The following is a 19,215-nucleotide window of genomic DNA, read 5'->3' on the forward strand; positions in this document are numbered from 1 at the left end:
AATATCTCTCTGGTTTTCATCTTTGGTAGGCGTTACAGGAGATAGGAGATTCTAAAATTGGCGTTTTTTACATTCATTCGCCAAGATAATGAGAGACTGGGTTTGTTGCGTCTGTCCGTTAACTTGCGCTTTTGCATGTTTCGGACGAGTCCACGTATGGTTAAATAATTCAGAACGACTATCTAAGCGATCACGGTAGCTCATCTTTATCACCTCGTGTAGGAAGTTAAGTTACTTTGTTACTACTCTTCCTGCTGATTTGCAGCACGCATACGTTCTTGTGGGTGCGTGTTAATTGTGCCGTTAGGTCGCTTCGAAGCGAAGCGTGATTTCGCTTTCGGTTGACCGTCGATTTTGCTGTTGTTTTTTGACTCAGACCAAAATTCGGCTTGTTTACCCATTGCGAACGCCCTCCTCATCATCAGTTGATACCTCTTGAAGAAGTATCAATTATAGAATGTGCAAAATAGAAGAAACTATCCTTTAGAAATGAAGGGATAATTAGGTAAAGGAGATTAGAACATGAATGATATTTATGAAGCATTAACGAAAGAACTATTAGACAAAAATGACAAGCTTTCTTATGCACAAGCGCGTGCTTGGGTTGAATTACTGTGGGAAGATTTTCAAACGACTTATGCGAAATCAGGTCGTTATCAAGGAGAAGAAATGACTGAACAAGTTGTGCGATCATGGATTAATAATCATGGAGGACGCCTTCATGAAATGCGTACAAATAATCCGAAATATAGCCATCTAATCAATCAAGAAGATCATTTGAAACATTAAAAAAAGCGACTGAAGTCGCTTTTTTTAATGTGGAAGTAACTCCAGTTTTTTTCGAAGTTTTTCTTCACTAAAAATCCATCCTGTATAGGAACTAATAATATTTAAATTATGATCGAGTTGAACGATCGCAACGAATGGATAATAGTCTTTACTACGATATCGCAAATCAATGAATCGAACTTCATAATAATGATCATAATCGAAAATGTCCCAGCGATATACAGGGGAGAAAGATAAAAATGCTGAGATGTTTTCATCTTGTTTAGCTGCGCGCATAATAGCATTATCTGGGAACGGTACCCGATCGAACTTATCATAGATCATAATGTTACCACGATGCCATCTAGCAACGTAGTAATAATCGGTTGTAACGACTGCTAAATGATAATGATAAAATCGATAAGAAGGAGAAATGATTATCTTCTCAACATTTTTGAAACGTTTTTGTACAACACTTCTTATATTTCTATGCATCATAATCCGTCCGATGTAGTAAACAATCATTAATATATACGCTGCTAAGGCAGTATATCCTTTATGGGAACCTACGAGCATACAAGCAATTGCGAGTATATGGATAAAGAAAATGACGGTATCAAATGTATTAATGATGCCGAGCGCTACCCATTTTTTTGTGAAGGGCCGTAATGCTTGTGTACCGTAGGCATTAAAAATATCTACAAAGACATGAAGAAAGACGGCAATAAAGGACCAAAGTAGTAGATGCAAATATGGAGCGTCTGAAAAGAAGGCGAAAGAGATGCCACTTATAAGGAAAGACCAAAGAATCACTGCAGGAATGGAATGAGTAATCCCACGATGATTTCTTATATATTTAGCGTTATTACGCAATTTTAAAACTGTATCGATGTCAGGAATATTGGAGCCGGCAATTGTAGCAAGCATAACTGCTTGTGGCCCAATATCACTTTGTGCTATGGCTGGATCTAACGTGGCCAAACTGCCTAGAGTAACGCCCATAACAAGGTGAGTGGCTGTGTCCATAGAAATCCACCTCCGTTTTTTATTAATGTAACTCTTTTTATTCGATACCTCAAGTCCTTTGCCTTCTATTTCCTATGTCATCTTACTTAAATTTTTTCCTAAAATCTTTATAATAGTACTTATATGCAAAAAAATGAGGGGGACCAAGTTTGACACTTGAAATATTAAATAATTTTAACATAGAGCAGTTTCAAAATGATTTAATTGGTTGGTTTGAAAAAGAGCAACGCGACTTACCGTGGCGTAAAAATAAAGATCCATACCGTGTTTGGGTTTCGGAAATTATGTTGCAGCAAACTAGGGTAGAAGCTGTAAAACCATATTACGCAAATTTCATGGGGAAGTTTCCTACTCTAGAAGCTTTGGCAAATGCTGATGATGAAGAAGTGTTAAAAGCATGGGAAGGTTTAGGCTATTATTCTAGAGCGCGAAATTTACATGCAGCCGTAAAAGAAGTAAAAGAAGTATATGGCGGGATTGTACCAAGTGATGTAAAGAAGATTGAGAAATTAAAGGGAGTCGGTCCCTATACAAAAGGTGCTATTTTAAGTATCGCATATGGTATACCAGAGCCGGCAGTTGACGGAAATGTTATGCGTGTATTATCTCGCATTTTATCAGTATGGGATGACATTGCAAAACCAAAAACGAGAAAAGTGTTTGAAGAGATTGTGCGTGAAATTATTTCGGCTGAAAATCCATCTTATTTTAATCAAGGTTTGATGGAATTAGGAGCATTGATTTGTATTCCTAAAAATCCAGCATGCTTACTTTGTCCTGTACGTGAGCATTGCAGGGGATATGCTGAAGGTGTTCAAAAGGAATTACCAGTAAAAAGTAAAGCGAAAGCCCCTACGATGGTACCGATCGTTGCAGGAGTACTTCAAACTGAAGATGGTCGTTACGTCATTAATAAACGTCCAAGTACCGGTTTATTAGCTAACATGTGGGAGTTTCCGAATATTGAACTTGGCGAAGGGATTCGAAGTCAGAAAGAACAGCTTACAGATTATATGAAAGAAAAATTTGAGCTCTCGATTTCTATTGATGAATACGCAATGAATGTACAACATACATTTACACATCGCACATGGGATATATTCGTATTTTACGGAAAAGTAACTGGTGATATCGTTGAAACAGATACATTGAAATTTGTATCGAAAGAAGCATTTGAGCAGTTACCTTTCTCTAAATCACATCGTACGATTTATGAGAATTGTGTTGAGAAAATTACAATGCAATAAAGTGAAACTTTAATCAGTGGGGGTTTTCTTCATCCCCCACTGATTATCAGCCCTCACCAATCGGACTTTTATGGGCAGCCCGACCCCCACCTCACTTCTTTGCTTTCGCTGCATTTTGAGGTGGGGGTCTTACTGCCCATTAAAGCGGGATAAACAAAAAAAGTGTTCCCAGGTTGGGAACACTTTTTTAATCGTAAGAAATTTTTGTCCCATGAGTCCAACTAGCATCACCTTCTTGTAAGCCGCCTCTTGATTCAATTTCTATTACAATTTCTTTGTAGATACTTTGACCTTCTGCATTTAAATACGGCAAAATCTGTTGTAATGAATGATGAAAATAAGCCAATTCATCTTCTTTCCACTCACTTTTTGAAACCATCGTTAGTTCAGTCATATCGCGTCCTACATACATATTCCCACCTCCATTTTCTATAGTTTGAATGAGTAACAAGAGATATATGCGGAATTTTTTCAAAAGAAAATTACGGATAGCTTCTAGTTGAATTGGTTACATTATTGATTGTGGAGGTGAGAAAGATGAGTAAAAAACAACAAGGTTATAACAAGGCAACTTCTGGTGCTAGCATTCAAAGTACAAATGCTAGTTATGGTACAGAGTTTTCAACTGAAACAGATGTGCAAGCAGTAAAACAAGCAAACGCACAATCAGAAGCGAAGAAAGCACAAGCTTCTGGTGCACAAAGTGCAAACGCTAGTTATGGTACTGAATTTGCAACTGAAACAGACGTGCATGCTGTGAAAAAACAAAATGCACAATCAGCTGCAAAACAATCACAATCTTCTAGTTCAAATCAGTAATGAAAGAAAAACACTTCTCTAATTCGAGAGAAGTGTTTTCTTTGTGCTTTGGTCATGGGAATGAAAATAAAACGAACGACATAACTTCTAATAAGTCAACAAATGTAGTCAAAGGAGAAGGAAGTTAAAGATTAGAAATATGTAATGAGGAATAATAAATGATAAATAAGTCCAAAAGGGGGTAAGTAATGAACGATTTTGATAAGTTGGTAGGAGAGCAATTGGAAACGATGGATGAGTTGTTGAAGTTACAAGCTCACCTAGAGAAGTATCAGCAAATTGAAATGAGCGAAAAGGATACGTGCGATAAAAAGGAATTACATTTTATCCGCCAAGAAATATATAGAACAGAATTAGCGCTCAAGCTATTACATGAGAAATTTGAAGAGCAAACAAATAGTGTGATTCAATCTTTTGAAACTGAAAAAATGATTTCAAATTTAGGATAAGATATATTGTTGCCTTTAGGTGAAAGGTCCTTCTGTACATGGAAATGAGGAAGGACTTTTTTTATTCTCATTTCTTCCTTTATAAAATGTTAAGCGAAGATCTTTGTTTCTTAATAGGATTAAGGATATCGTATTCAGTGTAAAATATAGAGTCTTATCGCTTTAGTTTTAAAATTTCGACAAAAAAGTTATAATAGAAAAAAAGTGAATGCAGTTCAAAGGGCATTTGCAGTTGAAGGAAGGGAGCATATATGGGATTTCCCAAAGAAGGAGAAAAAGTACAAATACATAGTTATAAACATAATGGCTCCATTCATAGAATGTGGGAAGAGACAACGATTTTAAAAGGGACACAAAGTCTTGTGATCGGAGCAAATGATCGTACAGTAGTGACAGAATCAGATGGCCGAACATGGATTACTCGTGAACCAGCAATTTGTTATTTTCATGCAAACTACTGGTTTAATGTGATTGGAATGTTAAGGGAAGAGGGCGTATATTATTATTGTAATTTAAGCTCACCTTTTGCATATGATTCTGAAGCGTTAAAGTATATTGATTATGATTTAGATATTAAAGTGTATCCAGATATGACATATACACTTTTAGATGAAGATGAATATGAAAAACATAGTCAAATTATGCAATATCCACCTGTAATTGATACGATTTTAAAACGAAATGTAGCACAACTAACACAATGGATTCATCAAAGAAAAGGGCCATTCGCACCAGACTTTGTAGATATGTGGTATGAGAGATATTTAATGTACAGAAATTAAAACAAACCTGCAGGGGATTTCCCCGCAGGTTTGTCCTATTAGAGGGGGGATTATGTGCAAGGTATAAAAAGATATTTGCAATTTGTTAAACCATATCGATGGCTTATTGCTATTACGATTATGATTGGTCTAGTTAAATTCGGCATCCCGCTCATTATGCCGTGGTTATTAAAGTATATTATTGATGATGTCATTCAGGGCGGAGGGTCACTTCAAGATAAGACGTCCCAACTAGTAACAGCGATTGGGATTGCCTTTTTTATTTTTGCAGTGTTAAGACCACCGATTGAATATTATCGTCAATATTTTGCGCAGCGTATCGCAAATACAATACTATATGATTTGCGAAAACATATTTTTGGTCATTTACAAAAGTTGAGTTTACGTTATTATTCGAATACAAAAACAGGGGAGATTATTTCGCGTGTCATTCATGATGTAGAACAAACGAAGGATTTTGTAATTACTGGTTTGATGAATGTTTGGTTAGACACGGCAACAATTGCTATCGCTATCATTGTTATGTTTTCTATGAATATAAAATTGACATTTGTTGCGCTATTAATTTTACCTATTTATGTAGTGGCAGTGAAATATTTTTTCGGGCGTCTTCGAAAATTGACGAAAGAGCGTTCACAAGCGTTAGCAACGATGCAAGGGTATTTACATGAACGTATTCAAGGGATGCAAGTGACACGTAGCTTTGCATTAGAAGAGTATGAAGGGAAGCAATTTGAAAAAAGAAATAATGAATTTTTGACGAAAGCGTTAACACATACGAGTTGGACGGCGAGAACATTTTCGGCAGTAAATACGTTAACAGATTTAGGGCCGTTACTCGTGATCGGTTTTGCGGCGTATGAAGTGATTCAGGGGCAGTTAACCTTAGGAACTATGGTTGCCTTTGTTGGATATATGGATAGTTTGTATAGTCCACTTCGCCGCCTTGTCAATTCCTCTACGACATTAACACAGTCTTTCGCATCGATGGATCGGGTGTTTGAACTGTTAGACGAAAAATACGATATTGTGAATGTACAAGGTGCGGTACAAACGAAAAAATTAAATGGTGAAGTGATATTTGATAATATATCTTTTCGTTACAACTCGGATGAAAAAGAGGTATTACATAACCTTTCGTTAACTATATTGCCAGGAGAGAAGGTAGCACTTGTAGGAGCGAGTGGGGGAGGGAAGTCATCTCTTGCTAGTTTAATCCCGCGTTTCTATGATGTCTCTTCAGGCACAGTTTATGTAGATGGGATAGATGTTAGAAAGTATGATATGAGAAATTTACGTAGTCATATTGGAATTGTACTGCAAGATAATTTGTTATTTAGCGATACAATCGGGGCAAATATTTTATATGGGAATCCGAAAGCTACAGAGGAAGAAGTAATTGCAGCTGCCAAAGCTGCGCAAATTCATGATTTTATTATTGAGTTACCTGATGGTTATGATACTGTCGTCGGGGAACGCGGTGTGAAGTTATCTGGTGGGCAAAGGCAACGTGTAGCGATTGCACGCGTGTTTTTAAAGAATCCATCGTTACTTATATTAGATGAAGCGACTTCCGCTTTGGATCTAGAAAATGAACGATATATTCAAGAGGCGCTTCAAACGTTAGCTGCTGATCGAACGACGATCATAATTGCACATCGATTGGCGACGATTACGCATGTGGATACGATTATTTACATTGAAGATGGTGAAATTAAAGAAACAGGATCTCATGAAGAATTAATGAAAAAAAGAGGATATTACCACAATTTATATCAACTTCAACATATAACAGAAACAGCTCCTTTAGCGTAAAAGGAGCTGTTTTTTATTCGTCTTCTTTTTTATCATCGATTTTGAGTTCTGCTTCTGGTTTATGGTATGTGTAGAAGCTATCCACAAGTAAATCTAAATGCTCTACTTCTTCACTATAGTTAATAATAGCAGAAATAAGAGGGAAGAGATGTAGCCATGTTTTATATGCCTCTTCATCATCCTTGTTTTGATATTCCATAAAGATATCAATTAATTCCTGTTTACCTGTTTCAACTTCATCAAGCATTTCAACAGATTGTTGTTTTTTTGCTTTACCAATAAATTTTAATAAAACTTGTTCATGATAATGTGTTAATGAATCAAGTTCGTTCTGAATAGATTCCTGGAATTCTTCTGGCATATAGCGCAGTTCGTTTTCAGTACGATGTAATGATTTTAACGTACTTAAAGCACGACTTGTCGTCGCTAACATTTGTCTGAATAAAACAAGCTTACGAATTTTTGCGAACTTTACTTTTTTCGTATAGCTTCTTTCTTCTTTATACAGCAAATAGTAATGGTTTAGTTTGATCATTTTTTCTTTCATACGATCAATATCAGTTTTTAATGTTGTAAAATCAGAAGCTTGCCTGCTATTCATTCGAATCCATTTTACAATTTCTTCGGTATTATCAACGATGCGATGATATAACTTTGTTTCGTATTTTGGCGGCATAAACACTAAATTTACAAGTGAAGCCGCAATAATTCCAACCATAATCGTCGCAAATCGAAGTAAGGCAAAACTAAAGAAATCTTCACCTTGATACTCCATAATAGCGATAACTGTTACTAAAGCAATTGATATTGTGTTTTCTAATCGTAATTGCAATGTAAGAGCAATTACTAATATACATGTTAATCCAATAATAAAAGGATTATGTCCAAAAGCAGTAGCGAATGCGATAGCGAATACCGCACCAATGACGTTTGCTTGAATTTGTTCAAGTGCAGTTAAATACGAACGGTATACAGACGGTTGAACAGCGAAGATAGCTGAGATTCCCGCAAATACTGGACTCGGTAAGTTAAGTAAAATACAAGCAAATAAAGCTAATGTGATGGCAATACCCGTTTTTAAAATGCGAGCACCAAGTTTCATACCCTTAATAAGATCCTTTCTCTTGTCATAATGAATGTACAACATGATACTATACATTCATTACAATATGTTAGCAAGTGATATTTTAGTGACGTTAATAAGAAATTAAGATTCATTTTATACTTTTTCCTAATTCTTTTTAAACATCAATTTTTAGTAAAAAAACCTGCTGAATTTCAGCAGGTTTCAAATTGTTACTATAGATTACTATGAGAAGTGTACTTCGTCAATTTTTTTCTTGAAGATGAAAATTAGGCATATCACTCTGTTGAGATAGATGGATCAGCCTGCTCTTTTTTCGGGATGATTTCAAAAAACTGTTGCTGCATATCATCCAATAACGGTGTCAATAAAGCAACTTCCTCGTATTGCTCATGTTCATTTAATACACGGATATAATCTAGTAATAACTCGGTCACATCTTGCACACCATTTTTACTAAGTGGTTGTAATGTAACATTTGCTCCTTTTGCGATTCTTCTTTTTAAGGCCTGTTCTGTTAAACCTAAGCTTGAATCATGGCGTAAATAAACAACACCGCCAGTCATACCAGCACAAATCCATGGACCAGGATCTCCTAAAACAAGCGCACGCCCATTTGTCATATATTCAAAAGCGAAACCTTTAATATTAGAGTATGCTCCTATATTCCCTTGTTCTTTTTCGCGGAGTGGCTTTATCATGCGTCCGCCAATTATCATGTCTGCTCCAGAGAGGCGAATGCCAGCGCGAGCATCAGCGTTACCTTGAACGTATAGCGCCCCTTTTTGTGCACCGTATCCAAAACCTTTTCCGACAGAACCGTTATAATATAGACCGTCTTTTCCTTTTGCTTTTGTTATATAAATACCACCACCAAAGGAGGTTTTACCAATACCATCTTGTGCGCCGCCGTTTACGTGTATAAATAAGTTCTCACTATTGTAAGCACCTAATCCATTTCCAGGAATCGAGCCATTCGTATACTTTAATGTAAGTGGTTGAAGCTTCGTGTCTTCATATAATTTACTACGAACGCGATAACAAGATTCTAGACCACCCATAACGCGTTGCTCTACGCCAACGCCTACTAATTCTTTTGAATGAGGAGAATGAATTGTTTCAAATTGTTTTTCTAGTACGTGTTCTGTTTTTGTACCAGATGGATGTTCTATCGTTTGTAGTAAATTACATAAGTTTAATAAATTTTTGCCTCGAACTTGTTCTAATAAATCGGAACGCCCGACAATTTCTTGTAAATTTGTATAGCCGAGATTTCCTGTTAATCGTTTTAGTTCTTCGCCAAAAGTAGTGAATAAATGTAATAATCCAGCCACGGCGCTTTCTAATTCACGCGGGACGAAGCGGCGTAATCCGTGTTCTTTCGCTTGAGCTTCAGATTCAATCTGTGTTGCGATTCCAACGTGGCAAGTATCTAGATGACATCCGCGGCAAGTTGTACAGCCAATTGCAATCATGGATAATGTACCAAATCCAATGCGGTTTGCTCCAAGGAGCATAATTTTCAAGGCATCATTCACACTTCGAATACCACCATCAGCCCAAATTTCTACTTTATGTCTCATATTTGCTTCTAATAAAGCATTGTGAGCGGCTTTCACACCAATTTCTACAGGAAGCCCTACATGTTGCAATGCGTGAATACGTGCGGCACCTGTACCACCATCAAATCCGCTAATGTTAATAAAATCAGCACCAGCTTTAGCGATACCGACAGCAATTGTTCCAATGTTAGGGACGACAGGAACTTTTACAGCTACTTTTGCAAGCTGATTAGCCGTTTTAATTTCTGTAATCATTTGAGCCAAATCTTCAATCGAATAAATATCATGGTTGTTAGAAGGTGAAATTAAATCAGAGCCAATTGTAGCATTACGCGCTTCAGCGATTTTGGCTGTTACTTTTGAACCTGGCAAATGTCCACCTTCACCAGGCTTGGCACCTTGCCCAATTTTTATTTCAATTAAGTTTGATGAATTGAGTAGTTCGGCGTTTACGCCAAATCGTCCGGACGCGATTTGTTGTCCACGTGTATGTGGATATTTTCCAATCATATCTTTAATTTCGCCGCCTTCACCGTTCAAACTAATCATATTTAGTTGATCGGCTGCTTCTGCATATGCACGAAAGGCAATTTCATTTTGAGAACCGAATGACATGGAACTAATAATAAATGGTAAATCATGATTTTGAATACTGATGGACACTTCTTCAGCCGGAACGACATGTTTTGTTTCTTTCGTTTGAACAAGATGTCTAATTGCGATTGGGTTATTTTCTTCTAATTCACTTAATTTTTCACGGTAATCATCATAAGAGTTTCCCTTTGCAACATCGCCGATTGCTTTCCAAATTCGCGGGAATATATGAAAAGATTTTCGCATTCTAACTTTAGGATTGTTATAATCGTTCGCTCGCATTTGTGCATCTTCAGCAAGTGATTCAAGAGAAAAAGCTAAATCATTTGAACCTAAGAAATTTGTAATTTGCAATATATTTGCGATTTCTTCATGTAACCCGATAGAAGAATAGAGGCGACCGTAACCACGCAATTCATGAATTCCAATTGTTGAAATGACTTTTTCCAGTCCTTTATTAAGTGCATGATATAAATTCGTAATTGGTGTTTTTGTCCCATCATTTACGGTTGCAAATAGTAAATATGGATTGATACTATCTGCTCCTAATCCATACAGTGTGACGATATCGTGTAAGGAGCGAAGGGCACCAGAACGTATAACGAGAGAGCAGTTTCGGCGTAACTTATTTTCGCTTAATACTTGATGTACTTTCGCGGTAACTAAATGCGGATCAATCCATAATCGTCCATTTAGGTGAGCGTCAGCATCGTCTATTAATAATAGGGAAGCTCCATCGTTCACGGCTGTTATCGCTTCAGAACTAATTCGACTTAAGGCACATTGTAAAGTTTCTGCCTGACTGAATGTAGCAGAGATTGTAGCGATAGAGCTATGAGTATTGAATAGTTGTATAAGTTGCTCGTACGTAATTGTGTGTAATTCTTCTACAATAGATTGTGCTACACTTCCTTCTAAAATGATTGGGGAAAGCATCTCAACTACAAATGGCTGTTTAGCATCAGCCAATAAACTTGGACGTTTGCCAAGTATCGTTCGTGTGGAGAAGTGTTCAACTTCTCGATCGCGATCGATTGCTGGATTTGTAACAACAGCTACACTTTCCTTAATGAAGTCAGCGATATTTCGTCTATCAGTATCAAGTGCAGCGAGTGGTGAGTCATGCCCAAGTGAGCGAATTGGTTCAACACCTTTTGTTGCCATCTGTTCAAGAAGCTGAATATGTTCACGATCCCATCCGAAAGCAACGTATTGTTTTGTGTCAACTTGCATAGAATCACATAATCCTTGGATTTCTTTCGTTTCAGGGGTAGATAAGTTTAAATGATAATCTTTAGTATCCACTCGTTTTTTAAAACGGTCATATACTCGAGCTTGGTATTTGTCATATTCATAAAGAACAAGCTCATCTTGTTCATTCCACTTTAGTCCGACTTTTTCCCCTGGAGCGAGTGGTTTTGGTTCTGCTACATATTCAGTTGGGGATACAACTCCAGGTTCAGAAGAGAAAATATAAGAGCTTTCTGTCTCTACTTTCCATACTGGTCGTAGCCCGAGGGAATCCACGCTGAAAACAGCTTCATCTTTATAACGTGAAATAATGCCAGCTGGACCTTGTGCAAAATGGCCCCATGCTTCACGTATATACGTATATAAATCTTGTAAATGTGGTTCATAAAGTTTAATTTCATTAATAATTGGCGGGAATAGTATATCCATTGCTTCAAATAAACTGTAGTTGTATTGAACAAGTAGAGTTTCTAAGGTGCGGTTTAAATCTTGGGAGTCACTGCCCCCAGCAGTAAGTGGAACGTGAATCATTTCAGCTTGATCGCGTAATTTTGCAATTGTGTTAATTTCACCATTATGTCCGAGGATACTAAATGGTTGTACACGAAAGAAGTTAGATAATGTATTAGTAGAATAGCGATTATGTCCTAGTGTCATAGTTGAGGCAATAAGTGGGTGTTGTAAATCATTGTAATAGGCAACAAGTGTATCCCCAGCACCGAGAACTTTATATACAACGTGATCACGACTTAAGGAAGCAACATGAATCGCTTCATTTTCTTCTATTTTTATCGTTACTGTAAATAATGTTTGCTCAATATTTGCAACTTCATTTTCTGCGATAAGAGCAACTTGCCAAAATAAAGGTTCTTCTTGTTTACCAAGTGGACCGAGTGCATCGGAGTTTATTACATCATCACTTTCGAAAAGAATTGCAAAGTTTTCGTTGTTTAGTTGTGTACGAATATGATTTTTTAAATTAACTATATTTTCGTTTTTGTTTAGAAAAAAATGTCCAACGATAAAGTGGGGATGATCCACGATCGTTGGATTATATCCGCTACTTTTTAATTTTTCATTCCAAAGTGATTTTGGTACATCAATGTGAATACCGATTCCATCGCCTTCGCCATTAATGAAACCAGCTCTATGATTCATTTTGACGAGCGATTGTATGCAAAGGTCAATATTTTCTTTTGTAGGAATTTTTCGTTTCTCCATAACGGAAACGATTCCACACGCATCGTGTTCCGCATTTTTGTAATCTCGAAATAAAGACGGTGTCCATGTGTTTGTTTTATTGAGCATCCGTCAATCCCCCCTCTTATGAAAGTTTGAATAATCTTACTATTTGAGGCGTGAGCAGCCTTGTATACAAAGATAGTAAGGATATAAAATAAAATTAAACAGATAATTATGAATAATTATACTATTAATGAGGGATTTATGAAATAGAAAAAAGGAAAAAAGAAAGGTGTGCTTTCTTTTTTCCTTTTAATGGCGGGATTATTTATTGTTTGCTAAAGCAGCAAATGCTCTACCTACAGCTTCAATTGTATATTCAATATCTTCTTTTGTATGTTCTGTCGTTAAGAACCATGCCTCGTATTTAGAAGGTGCTAAGTTAATTCCTTCTTGCAGCATAAGCTTGAAGAATTTACCGAACATTTCTCCGTCTGTATCTTGTGCTGCATCGTAATCTTCAATTGTATTTGTTGTGAAGTATACAGTTAAAGCGCCTTTTAGGCGGTTTAATGTAATATCGATATTATGTTTTTCAGCCTGCTCTAAAATTCCTTTTTCAAGCATTGCACCAAGTTCATCTAATTTTTCATAAAGCCCTTCTTGTTGAAGAACTTCTAGACAAGCAATACCAGATGCCATAGAAGCAGGATTTCCTGCCATTGTACCAGCTTGATATGCAGGTCCAAGAGGGGCAACTTGTTCCATAATTTCTTTCTTACCACCGTAAGCACCGATTGGAAGTCCGCCGCCAATAACTTTACCAAGCGCTGTTAAGTCTGGTGTTACGCCAAGTAAGTCTTGAGCACCACCGTACATGAAGCGGAAAGCAGTAATAACTTCATCATAAATTACTAGTGCACCAGCTTCGTGAACAAGTTCATTCACTTTCTCAAGGAAGCCAGGTTTTGGCTCTACAATACCGAAGTTTCCAACGATTGGTTCTACAAGAATAGCTGCTACTTCATGTCCCCATTTATCTAATGCTTCTTTTAAAGTTTCTACATTATTAAATGGAACGGTAATAACTTCTTGAGCGATACTTTGTGGTACACCTGCTGAGTCAGGAGTTCCTAGTGTAGAAGGGCCAGATCCAGCTGCTACAAGTACTAAATCAGAATGACCGTGGTAACAACCAGCGAATTTCATAATTTTTGTGCGGCCTGTGTAAGCGCGAGCGACACGAATTGTTGTCATTACAGCTTCAGTACCAGAGTTTACGAAGCGAACTTTATCTAATGCAGGCATTGCTTCTTTTAACATTTTTGCAAATTTTACTTCTAGCGCTGTTGGAGTTCCGTAAAGTACACCATTTTCAGCAGCTGTTGTAATTGCTTTTGTAATGTGCGGGTGAGCATGTCCAGTAATAATAGGACCGTATGCTGCTAAATAATCGATATATTTATTTCCGTCTACATCCCAGAAATAAGCACCTTTTCCACGTTCCATAGCAACAGGAGCGCCACCACCAACTGCTTTAAAAGAACGAGAAGGACTATTAACACCGCCAACGATATGTTCTAAAGCTTCTTTATGTAATGCTTCTGATTTTGTGAATTTCACTACCATTCATCTCCTTACAAAAATCTATGTATTATTCTAACATGTTTTTCGAAAAGACGTATTGTTTGTGATAGAGAAGGCAGTTGGGTAAACTATTCGTTGTGACATTTAGGAAGGGGGTCCGGTTATGAAATCGGTAATTGAGGTACAAGGGTTACGTAAAGAATTTACAGCCTATTCAAGTCGTCCAGGTTTAAAGGGTGCATTTCGCGATTTATTAAATCGTAATTATAAAATAGTACCAGCAGTAAATGATGTATCTTTTACTGTGAAACAAGGTGAAATGGTTGGATATATCGGTGAGAACGGTGCCGGTAAATCAACGACAATTAAAATGCTTACGGGAATTTTGACTCCGACATCAGGAGACATTTTAGTAAATGGGATGAACCCACATAAGCAGAGGGAAGAATTTGTAAGAACAATTGGTGTTGTTTTCGGTCAACGCTCGCAGCTTTGGTGGGATATTGCCGTGCAAGAATCGTTTCGTTTATTAAAAAAAGTGTACGGTGTATCAGACGCTCAGTATAAGGAACATATGGAGCACGTAATCGAAACGTTAGATATTGGTCCTTTGTTAGACAAGCCAGTTCGAAAGTTATCTTTAGGTCAAAGAATGCGTTGTGAATTAGCGGCGGCATTAATTCATAATCCACCGTTATTATTTTTAGATGAACCAACAATTGGGCTAGATGTACTTGTGAAATTGAAAATACGTGAATTTTTAAAAGAAATGAATGAACGTTATAAAACAACAATTTTATTAACAACCCATGATATTACTGATATTGAAGCATTATGTGAGCGCGTTATCATGCTGGATGAAGGAAATATTATGTATGACGGTTCTTTACATAATCTTCGTACGCAGTGGGGAGCAGAGAAGGAAATACATTTTCAGTTTGTCGCACCAGTTTCCTATCAGGCTTTATCAATGGTTATGCCAGATAGTCATGTCGTTTGGTCGAAAGCGAAAGAGGAAAACGCGTGGATTGCCAAAATACCGAATGAAGAAGTTATTATTTCAATGCTTATTTCTAAAGTGGTACAAGCCTTTCAAATTAAAGATTTAAAAATTAACGAAGTGTCTACAGAGGAAATTATTCGTAACATTTATGAAGAAGGTATTAAACATGGGTAAGTACATTGAAATGATTCGAATTCGCTTTTTAATGATGCTTGCGTATCGCACAAATTATTATAGCGGGATTTTAATTTATACGATTAATATCGGTGCGTATTATTTTTTATGGCAAGCAATTTATAGCGGAAAAGAGAATATTGAAAGTTTATCTATTTCGCAAATGACTACGTATATCGCAATTGCGTGGATGGCACGTGCTTTTTATTTTAATAATATAGACAGGGAAATTGCGATGGAGATTCAAGAAGGACGTGTAGCGGTAGAACTGATACGTCCATATAACTATTTAGGGATGAAAGTGATGCAAGGTCTTGGTGAAGGAATATTTCGCTTTGCCTTCTTTTCCATTCCGGGTATGGTCATCGTTACCTTATTATTTTCATTGCAAATTACAACGAACTTTCAAACGTGGTTATATTTCTTCTTATCTTTAATATTTAGTTTTATTATTAATACACAAATTAATTTAATGACGGGAATGCTCACATTCTTCTTATTTAATAATAGTGGAATTATGTATGCAAAACGTGTTGTTATTGATTTGTTTTCAGGTCTATTATTACCAATTAGTTTTTATCCGTTATGGGCCCAAAAGGCAATGATGTTTTTACCGTTTCAGGCTATTAGTTATATTCCGAGTATGATTTTCTCAGAAGGTATACAAGGAAGTAAATTGTATGAGGCATTATTATTCCAAGTAATTTGGGCCATTGTACTTATTATTCCGATTGTACTCATGTGGAGAACGGCGAGAAAACGTCTAATTGTACAAGGGGGATGATGAGATGATATATATAAAACTATTTTTGCAATATGCAAGTCAATATATAAAAACAAAATTGGAGTATCGGGGCGATTTTATCGTTGGATTACTTTCTGATTTATCACTACAGGCTGTTAATTTAATCTTTATTCTTGTTGTGTTTGGACATACGCAAGCATTAAAAGGTTGGAGTAGAGAAGAAGTCATCTTTATTTATGGTTTCTTTTTAGTGCCGTTTGCCATTTTCTCAGCTTTCTTTAACATATGGGACTTTAATGATCGTTACATTATTAAAGGAGAAATGGATCGCATATTAACGAGACCGATTCATAGTTTATTTCAAATTATTTTAGAAAGAATGGAGCTTGAATCTTTAATTGGAGCAATTACGGGAATGATTGTAATGGGCTACGCAGCAGTGGAGTTGCAATTATCTTTTTACTGGTACGATATCTTCTTATTCTTGTTGATGGTAGGAGGGGGCGCACTTGTATACGGAGGAATATTTGTTACGCTTGCAAGTCTTGGTTTTTGGTCGGACGCGAAAAGTTCGATTATGCCGCTAATGTATAACATAGGGAATTATGGCCGCTATCCTGTTAATATTTATAACCGTGTGATTCGCTTCATTTTAACGTTTGTCTTACCATTTGCGTTTGTCGGAGTGTATCCAGCAGCGTACTTTTTAAGAAAAACAGAGTGGAATAGCTATGCATTTGCAACACCGCTCGTTGGTGTTATCTGTTTTACGATTGCAATTACTCTTTGGAATCAAGGGGTAAAAAGGTACCGTGGTGCAGGGAATTAATTATAAAAGCTTGTTTGTTTCTAAGGGATAAATCCAATGGCTGTCTCATACATATAAAATGAGGTGGAGGACATGTTATGGGGATTTATTCTATTAATTGTAGCAATTGCTATTTTGAGAAGTGTCCAATTGTTATGGAGTTCCTATTCAGATTCAACGCGTTTTTTTTCGCTGTATAATCTAGCCACATTATTTTTGATTTATACAACTGTACTAATTGCGTTTGGATTAAGTTATGTTGTATTAGAAGAAATGGGTTTTGCAGTTTTGAAAGAGGATGGAGAAAGCTTAAACGCTCACTCTTTTCAACTCGTTGAAATTTGTTTATATTTTAGCGCAGTTACTTTATTGTCTGTTGGATATGGTGATATATCTCCAATTGGAATTGGGCGGTGGATTGCAATTGGAGAAGCGCTAATTGGATATACATTACCGTTTGCTTTCGTGATGAGGTCTGTAATAGACAATGAAAAATAAGGAAGCATTTGTTATAGTAAAAGAAAAGAGTAGGAGTGATAACAATGATCACAGTAGGAGAAATGGCTCCAGAATTTACATTAGAGGGAAGTAACGGGGAACAAGTTCGCTTAGCTGATTTTCGTGGTAAAAATGTAGTTCTATATTTTTATCCGAAAGATATGACTCCAGGGTGTACAACTGAAGCGTGTGATTTCCGTGATTCTTATGGATTATTTCAAGAGAAGGACACGGTTATTCTTGGAGTGAGTCCGGATTCGGCAAATAGACATTTGAAATTTATTGAGAAGCATGAACTTCCATTTACACTTTTAGTAGATGAGGATCATAAAGTAGCAGAATTATACGATGTTTGGAAATTGAAAAAGAACTTTGGGAAAGAGTACATGGGAATTGAGCGCTCTACATTCCTGATTAATAAAGCCGGTGAGCTTGTAAAAGAGTGGCGTAAAGTGAAAGTGAAGGGACATATTGAAGATGTTCTTTCTTATATAAAGTAAATCCATTGTGGAGATAAAATATACAGAAGTAAGGCGAGTGTCTATACATATTTTATTGTCTTACATAAAGTGAAGTGTAGGGCATACCTCCTCAGATGATAGTATTCCAAGTGCGATTATGTCGCACTTTTTTTCTATTGTAAATGCATAAAAAATAGGGAAAGATACATAAGAATAAGGCTATATACAAAAATAAACCACATACTTATAGTAGAAATATTGACGATTTATAAGAAAAGGAGTACACTCTTTATAAGAATTATAAAATAATAATCCGTATAGAATCGGGGTGCATGACGGTGGTCAAAGAAGAATTAAAAGAAGCGCTAGAAATGCTGAAAAATACGGGTGTACGCATTACTCCACAGCGTCATGCTATTTTAGAGTACCTTGTGGAATCAATGACGCACCCAACAGCGGATGATATTTATAAAGCATTAGAAGGTAAGTTTCCAAATATGAGTGTTGCAACTGTCTATAATAACTTACGTGTATTTAAAGAGGTTGGGCTTGTAAAGGAATTAACTTATGGAGACGCTTCAAGTAGATTTGATTATGTTACAAGTCAACATTATCATGTGATTTGTGAAAAATGTGGTAAAATTGTTGATTTTCCTTATGGAGGTTTGGAACAACTTGAAGAGGAAGCTGCAAAAACAACAGGCTTCGTTATTAATAGTCATCGCTTAGAAATTTATGGCGTTTGTCCAGAGTGTCATAAGGCGTAATATATAATAAAGAAAGAGGCTGACGGCTTTACGTCAACCTCTTTCTTTATTATATATGGGAATTACGTTAGGTTCAGAAGGAGTTAAAATGTTCAGTGGAGATCTAATTTAATTAAGAATAAATACAAAAGGTGATTTCTTAACCAAGAAATCACCTTTTAATGTTTAGCTCAGTAAGGATACATTTTCCTTACTGTACTCATATGTGCCTATGATTTATAGCTCTTCTTATTATATTTTTCATCAAATTCTTTTCCTTCTAGATTTCGATCCATTGTTAAAGGTTGGTTGCAATGCATACATGCGTCGACACGACCGAGCATTTTTGTAGGTTTATCGCAGCTTGGACAAATAATTTGTACAGTTTTAGTAGATAACATACCAATCCAAAAATAAACGACTGTACTAGCGATAACAGCTAAAAAGCCAACCATCATAAATGTTGTCATAATAATAATGTTCTCACGGAAAAAGACTCCTAAGTATGCAATGAAGAGGCCGATAAATACTAAACTTAATGCAAAGGTCCGGATTTTATTGATTTTGTTTGAATACTTAATGCTCATTCTCACCACGCTCCTATAACAATAATA

20 protein-coding genes are annotated in these 19,215 nt (G+C 36.4%); 12 read left to right on the plus strand and 8 right to left on the minus strand.

Annotated features, from left to right (window positions below):
- Positions 1 to 51 precede the first annotated feature (51 nt).
- Both NST14_RS02675 and NST14_RS02680 read right to left on the minus strand, forming a co-directional pair.
- Positions 52 to 204: a YpzG family protein gene (locus NST14_RS02675; RefSeq protein WP_000122093.1), complete on the minus strand. Its 153-nt coding sequence runs from the start codon at positions 202 to 204 to the stop codon at positions 52 to 54.
- 38 nt (positions 205 to 242) lie between these two features.
- Complete coding sequence (locus tag NST14_RS02680) at positions 243 to 401, minus strand: small, acid-soluble spore protein K (protein WP_000517891.1); 159 nt, start codon at positions 399 to 401, stop codon at positions 243 to 245.
- 121 nt (positions 402 to 522) lie between these two features.
- On the opposite strand from NST14_RS02680, the gene NST14_RS02685 reads away from it, so the two are divergent.
- On the plus strand, positions 523 to 789 hold the full coding sequence (locus NST14_RS02685) for a YfhJ family protein (protein ID WP_000998157.1): 267 nt from the start codon (positions 523 to 525) through the stop codon (positions 787 to 789).
- Between the two features lie 24 nt (positions 790 to 813).
- Here NST14_RS02685 and NST14_RS02690 read toward each other — a convergent pair whose 3' ends face one another.
- Positions 814 to 1,794: a metal-dependent hydrolase gene (locus NST14_RS02690; protein ID WP_000379131.1), complete on the minus strand. Its 981-nt coding sequence runs from the start codon at positions 1,792 to 1,794 to the stop codon at positions 814 to 816.
- A gap of 149 nt (positions 1,795 to 1,943) precedes the next feature.
- Here NST14_RS02690 and mutY point away from each other — a divergent pair, with 149 nt between their 5' ends.
- Complete coding sequence (gene mutY, locus NST14_RS02695) at positions 1,944 to 3,041, plus strand: A/G-specific adenine glycosylase (protein WP_000171405.1); 1,098 nt, start codon at positions 1,944 to 1,946, stop codon at positions 3,039 to 3,041.
- A 187-nt stretch (positions 3,042 to 3,228) separates the two neighbouring features.
- On the opposite strand, the gene NST14_RS02700 is transcribed toward mutY, so the two are convergent.
- A complete protein-coding gene (locus NST14_RS02700; protein WP_000289263.1) occupies positions 3,229 to 3,453 on the minus strand; it encodes a hypothetical protein in 225 nt (74 codons plus the stop codon).
- Positions 3,454 to 3,578: 125 nt separating this feature from the next.
- Here NST14_RS02700 and NST14_RS02705 point away from each other — a divergent pair, with 125 nt between their 5' ends.
- The 4 genes from NST14_RS02705 (at position 3,579) to NST14_RS02720 (ending at position 6,906) form a co-directional block, all read left to right on the plus strand.
- Positions 3,579 to 3,860 carry a gamma-type small acid-soluble spore protein gene (locus NST14_RS02705; protein ID WP_000039045.1) on the plus strand — a complete coding sequence of 94 codons (282 nt, stop codon included), beginning with the start codon at positions 3,579 to 3,581 and terminating at the stop codon, positions 3,858 to 3,860.
- 188 nt (positions 3,861 to 4,048) lie between these two features.
- Positions 4,049 to 4,309 carry a YgaB family protein gene (locus tag NST14_RS02710; RefSeq protein ID WP_000997582.1) on the plus strand — a complete coding sequence of 87 codons (261 nt, stop codon included), beginning with the start codon at positions 4,049 to 4,051 and terminating at the stop codon, positions 4,307 to 4,309.
- A gap of 251 nt (positions 4,310 to 4,560) precedes the next feature.
- Positions 4,561 to 5,091 (plus strand): nucleoside tri-diphosphate phosphatase, encoded by a 531-nt coding sequence (gene ntdP / locus NST14_RS02715; protein WP_000506628.1) that lies wholly within the window; start codon positions 4,561 to 4,563, stop codon positions 5,089 to 5,091.
- A gap of 54 nt (positions 5,092 to 5,145) precedes the next feature.
- The gene (locus NST14_RS02720; protein ID WP_016716390.1) at positions 5,146 to 6,906 is read left to right on the plus strand and encodes an ABC transporter ATP-binding protein; all 1,761 of its coding nucleotides are present in this window, start codon (positions 5,146 to 5,148) and stop codon (positions 6,904 to 6,906) included.
- Positions 6,907 to 6,919: 13 nt separating this feature from the next.
- Here the strand turns inward: NST14_RS02720 and NST14_RS02725 are convergent, their stop codons facing one another.
- The 3 genes from NST14_RS02725 to hemL all read right to left on the minus strand — a co-directional run bounded on the left by NST14_RS02725 (position 6,920) and on the right by hemL (position 14,208).
- Positions 6,920 to 8,008, minus strand: a complete 1,089-nt coding sequence (locus NST14_RS02725) for an aromatic acid exporter family protein (protein WP_000765784.1) — start codon at positions 8,006 to 8,008, stop codon at positions 6,920 to 6,922.
- Positions 8,009 to 8,268: 260 nt separating this feature from the next.
- Positions 8,269 to 12,705, minus strand: coding sequence for a glutamate synthase-related protein (locus NST14_RS02730; RefSeq protein WP_229143100.1), 4,437 nt, complete (start codon positions 12,703 to 12,705; stop codon positions 8,269 to 8,271).
- Positions 12,706 to 12,903: 198 nt separating this feature from the next.
- Entirely contained in the window at positions 12,904 to 14,208 is a 1,305-nt protein-coding gene (gene hemL, locus NST14_RS02735; RefSeq protein ID WP_000260535.1) for a glutamate-1-semialdehyde-2,1-aminomutase, read from the minus strand.
- 121 nt (positions 14,209 to 14,329) lie between these two features.
- Here hemL and NST14_RS02740 point away from each other — a divergent pair, with 121 nt between their 5' ends.
- From NST14_RS02740 to perR, 6 genes are all read left to right on the plus strand, one after another.
- Positions 14,330 to 15,343: an ABC transporter ATP-binding protein gene (locus NST14_RS02740; RefSeq protein WP_000843642.1), complete on the plus strand. Its 1,014-nt coding sequence runs from the start codon at positions 14,330 to 14,332 to the stop codon at positions 15,341 to 15,343.
- Positions 15,336 to 16,127, plus strand: coding sequence for an ABC transporter permease (locus NST14_RS02745; RefSeq protein ID WP_000521517.1), 792 nt, complete (start codon positions 15,336 to 15,338; stop codon positions 16,125 to 16,127). The genes NST14_RS02740 and NST14_RS02745 overlap by 8 nt, the downstream gene beginning before the upstream one ends.
- Positions 16,128 to 16,131: 4 nt before the next feature.
- Positions 16,132 to 16,917 (plus strand): ABC transporter permease, encoded by a 786-nt coding sequence (locus tag NST14_RS02750; protein WP_000639354.1) that lies wholly within the window; start codon positions 16,132 to 16,134, stop codon positions 16,915 to 16,917.
- Positions 16,918 to 16,989: 72 nt separating this feature from the next.
- Entirely contained in the window at positions 16,990 to 17,394 is a 405-nt protein-coding gene (locus tag NST14_RS02755) for a potassium channel family protein (RefSeq protein ID WP_000964357.1), read from the plus strand.
- Positions 17,395 to 17,438: 44 nt separating this feature from the next.
- Positions 17,439 to 17,894, plus strand: coding sequence for a thioredoxin-dependent thiol peroxidase (gene bcp / locus NST14_RS02760; protein WP_000633725.1), 456 nt, complete (start codon positions 17,439 to 17,441; stop codon positions 17,892 to 17,894).
- Between the two features lie 299 nt (positions 17,895 to 18,193).
- Positions 18,194 to 18,622 (plus strand): peroxide-responsive transcriptional repressor PerR, encoded by a 429-nt coding sequence (gene perR, locus NST14_RS02765; RefSeq protein ID WP_000237831.1) that lies wholly within the window; start codon positions 18,194 to 18,196, stop codon positions 18,620 to 18,622.
- Between the two features lie 209 nt (positions 18,623 to 18,831).
- Here the strand turns inward: perR and NST14_RS02770 are convergent, their stop codons facing one another.
- On the minus strand, positions 18,832 to 19,188 hold the full coding sequence (locus NST14_RS02770; RefSeq protein ID WP_000025063.1) for a YgzB family protein: 357 nt from the start codon (positions 19,186 to 19,188) through the stop codon (positions 18,832 to 18,834).
- Positions 19,189 to 19,215 lie beyond the last annotated feature (27 nt).

The sequence above is a fragment of the Bacillus sp. FSL W8-0519 genome, from assembly GCF_038005585.1.
In the GTDB taxonomy this organism is placed as follows: domain Bacteria; phylum Bacillota; class Bacilli; order Bacillales; family Bacillaceae_G; genus Bacillus_A; species Bacillus_A paranthracis.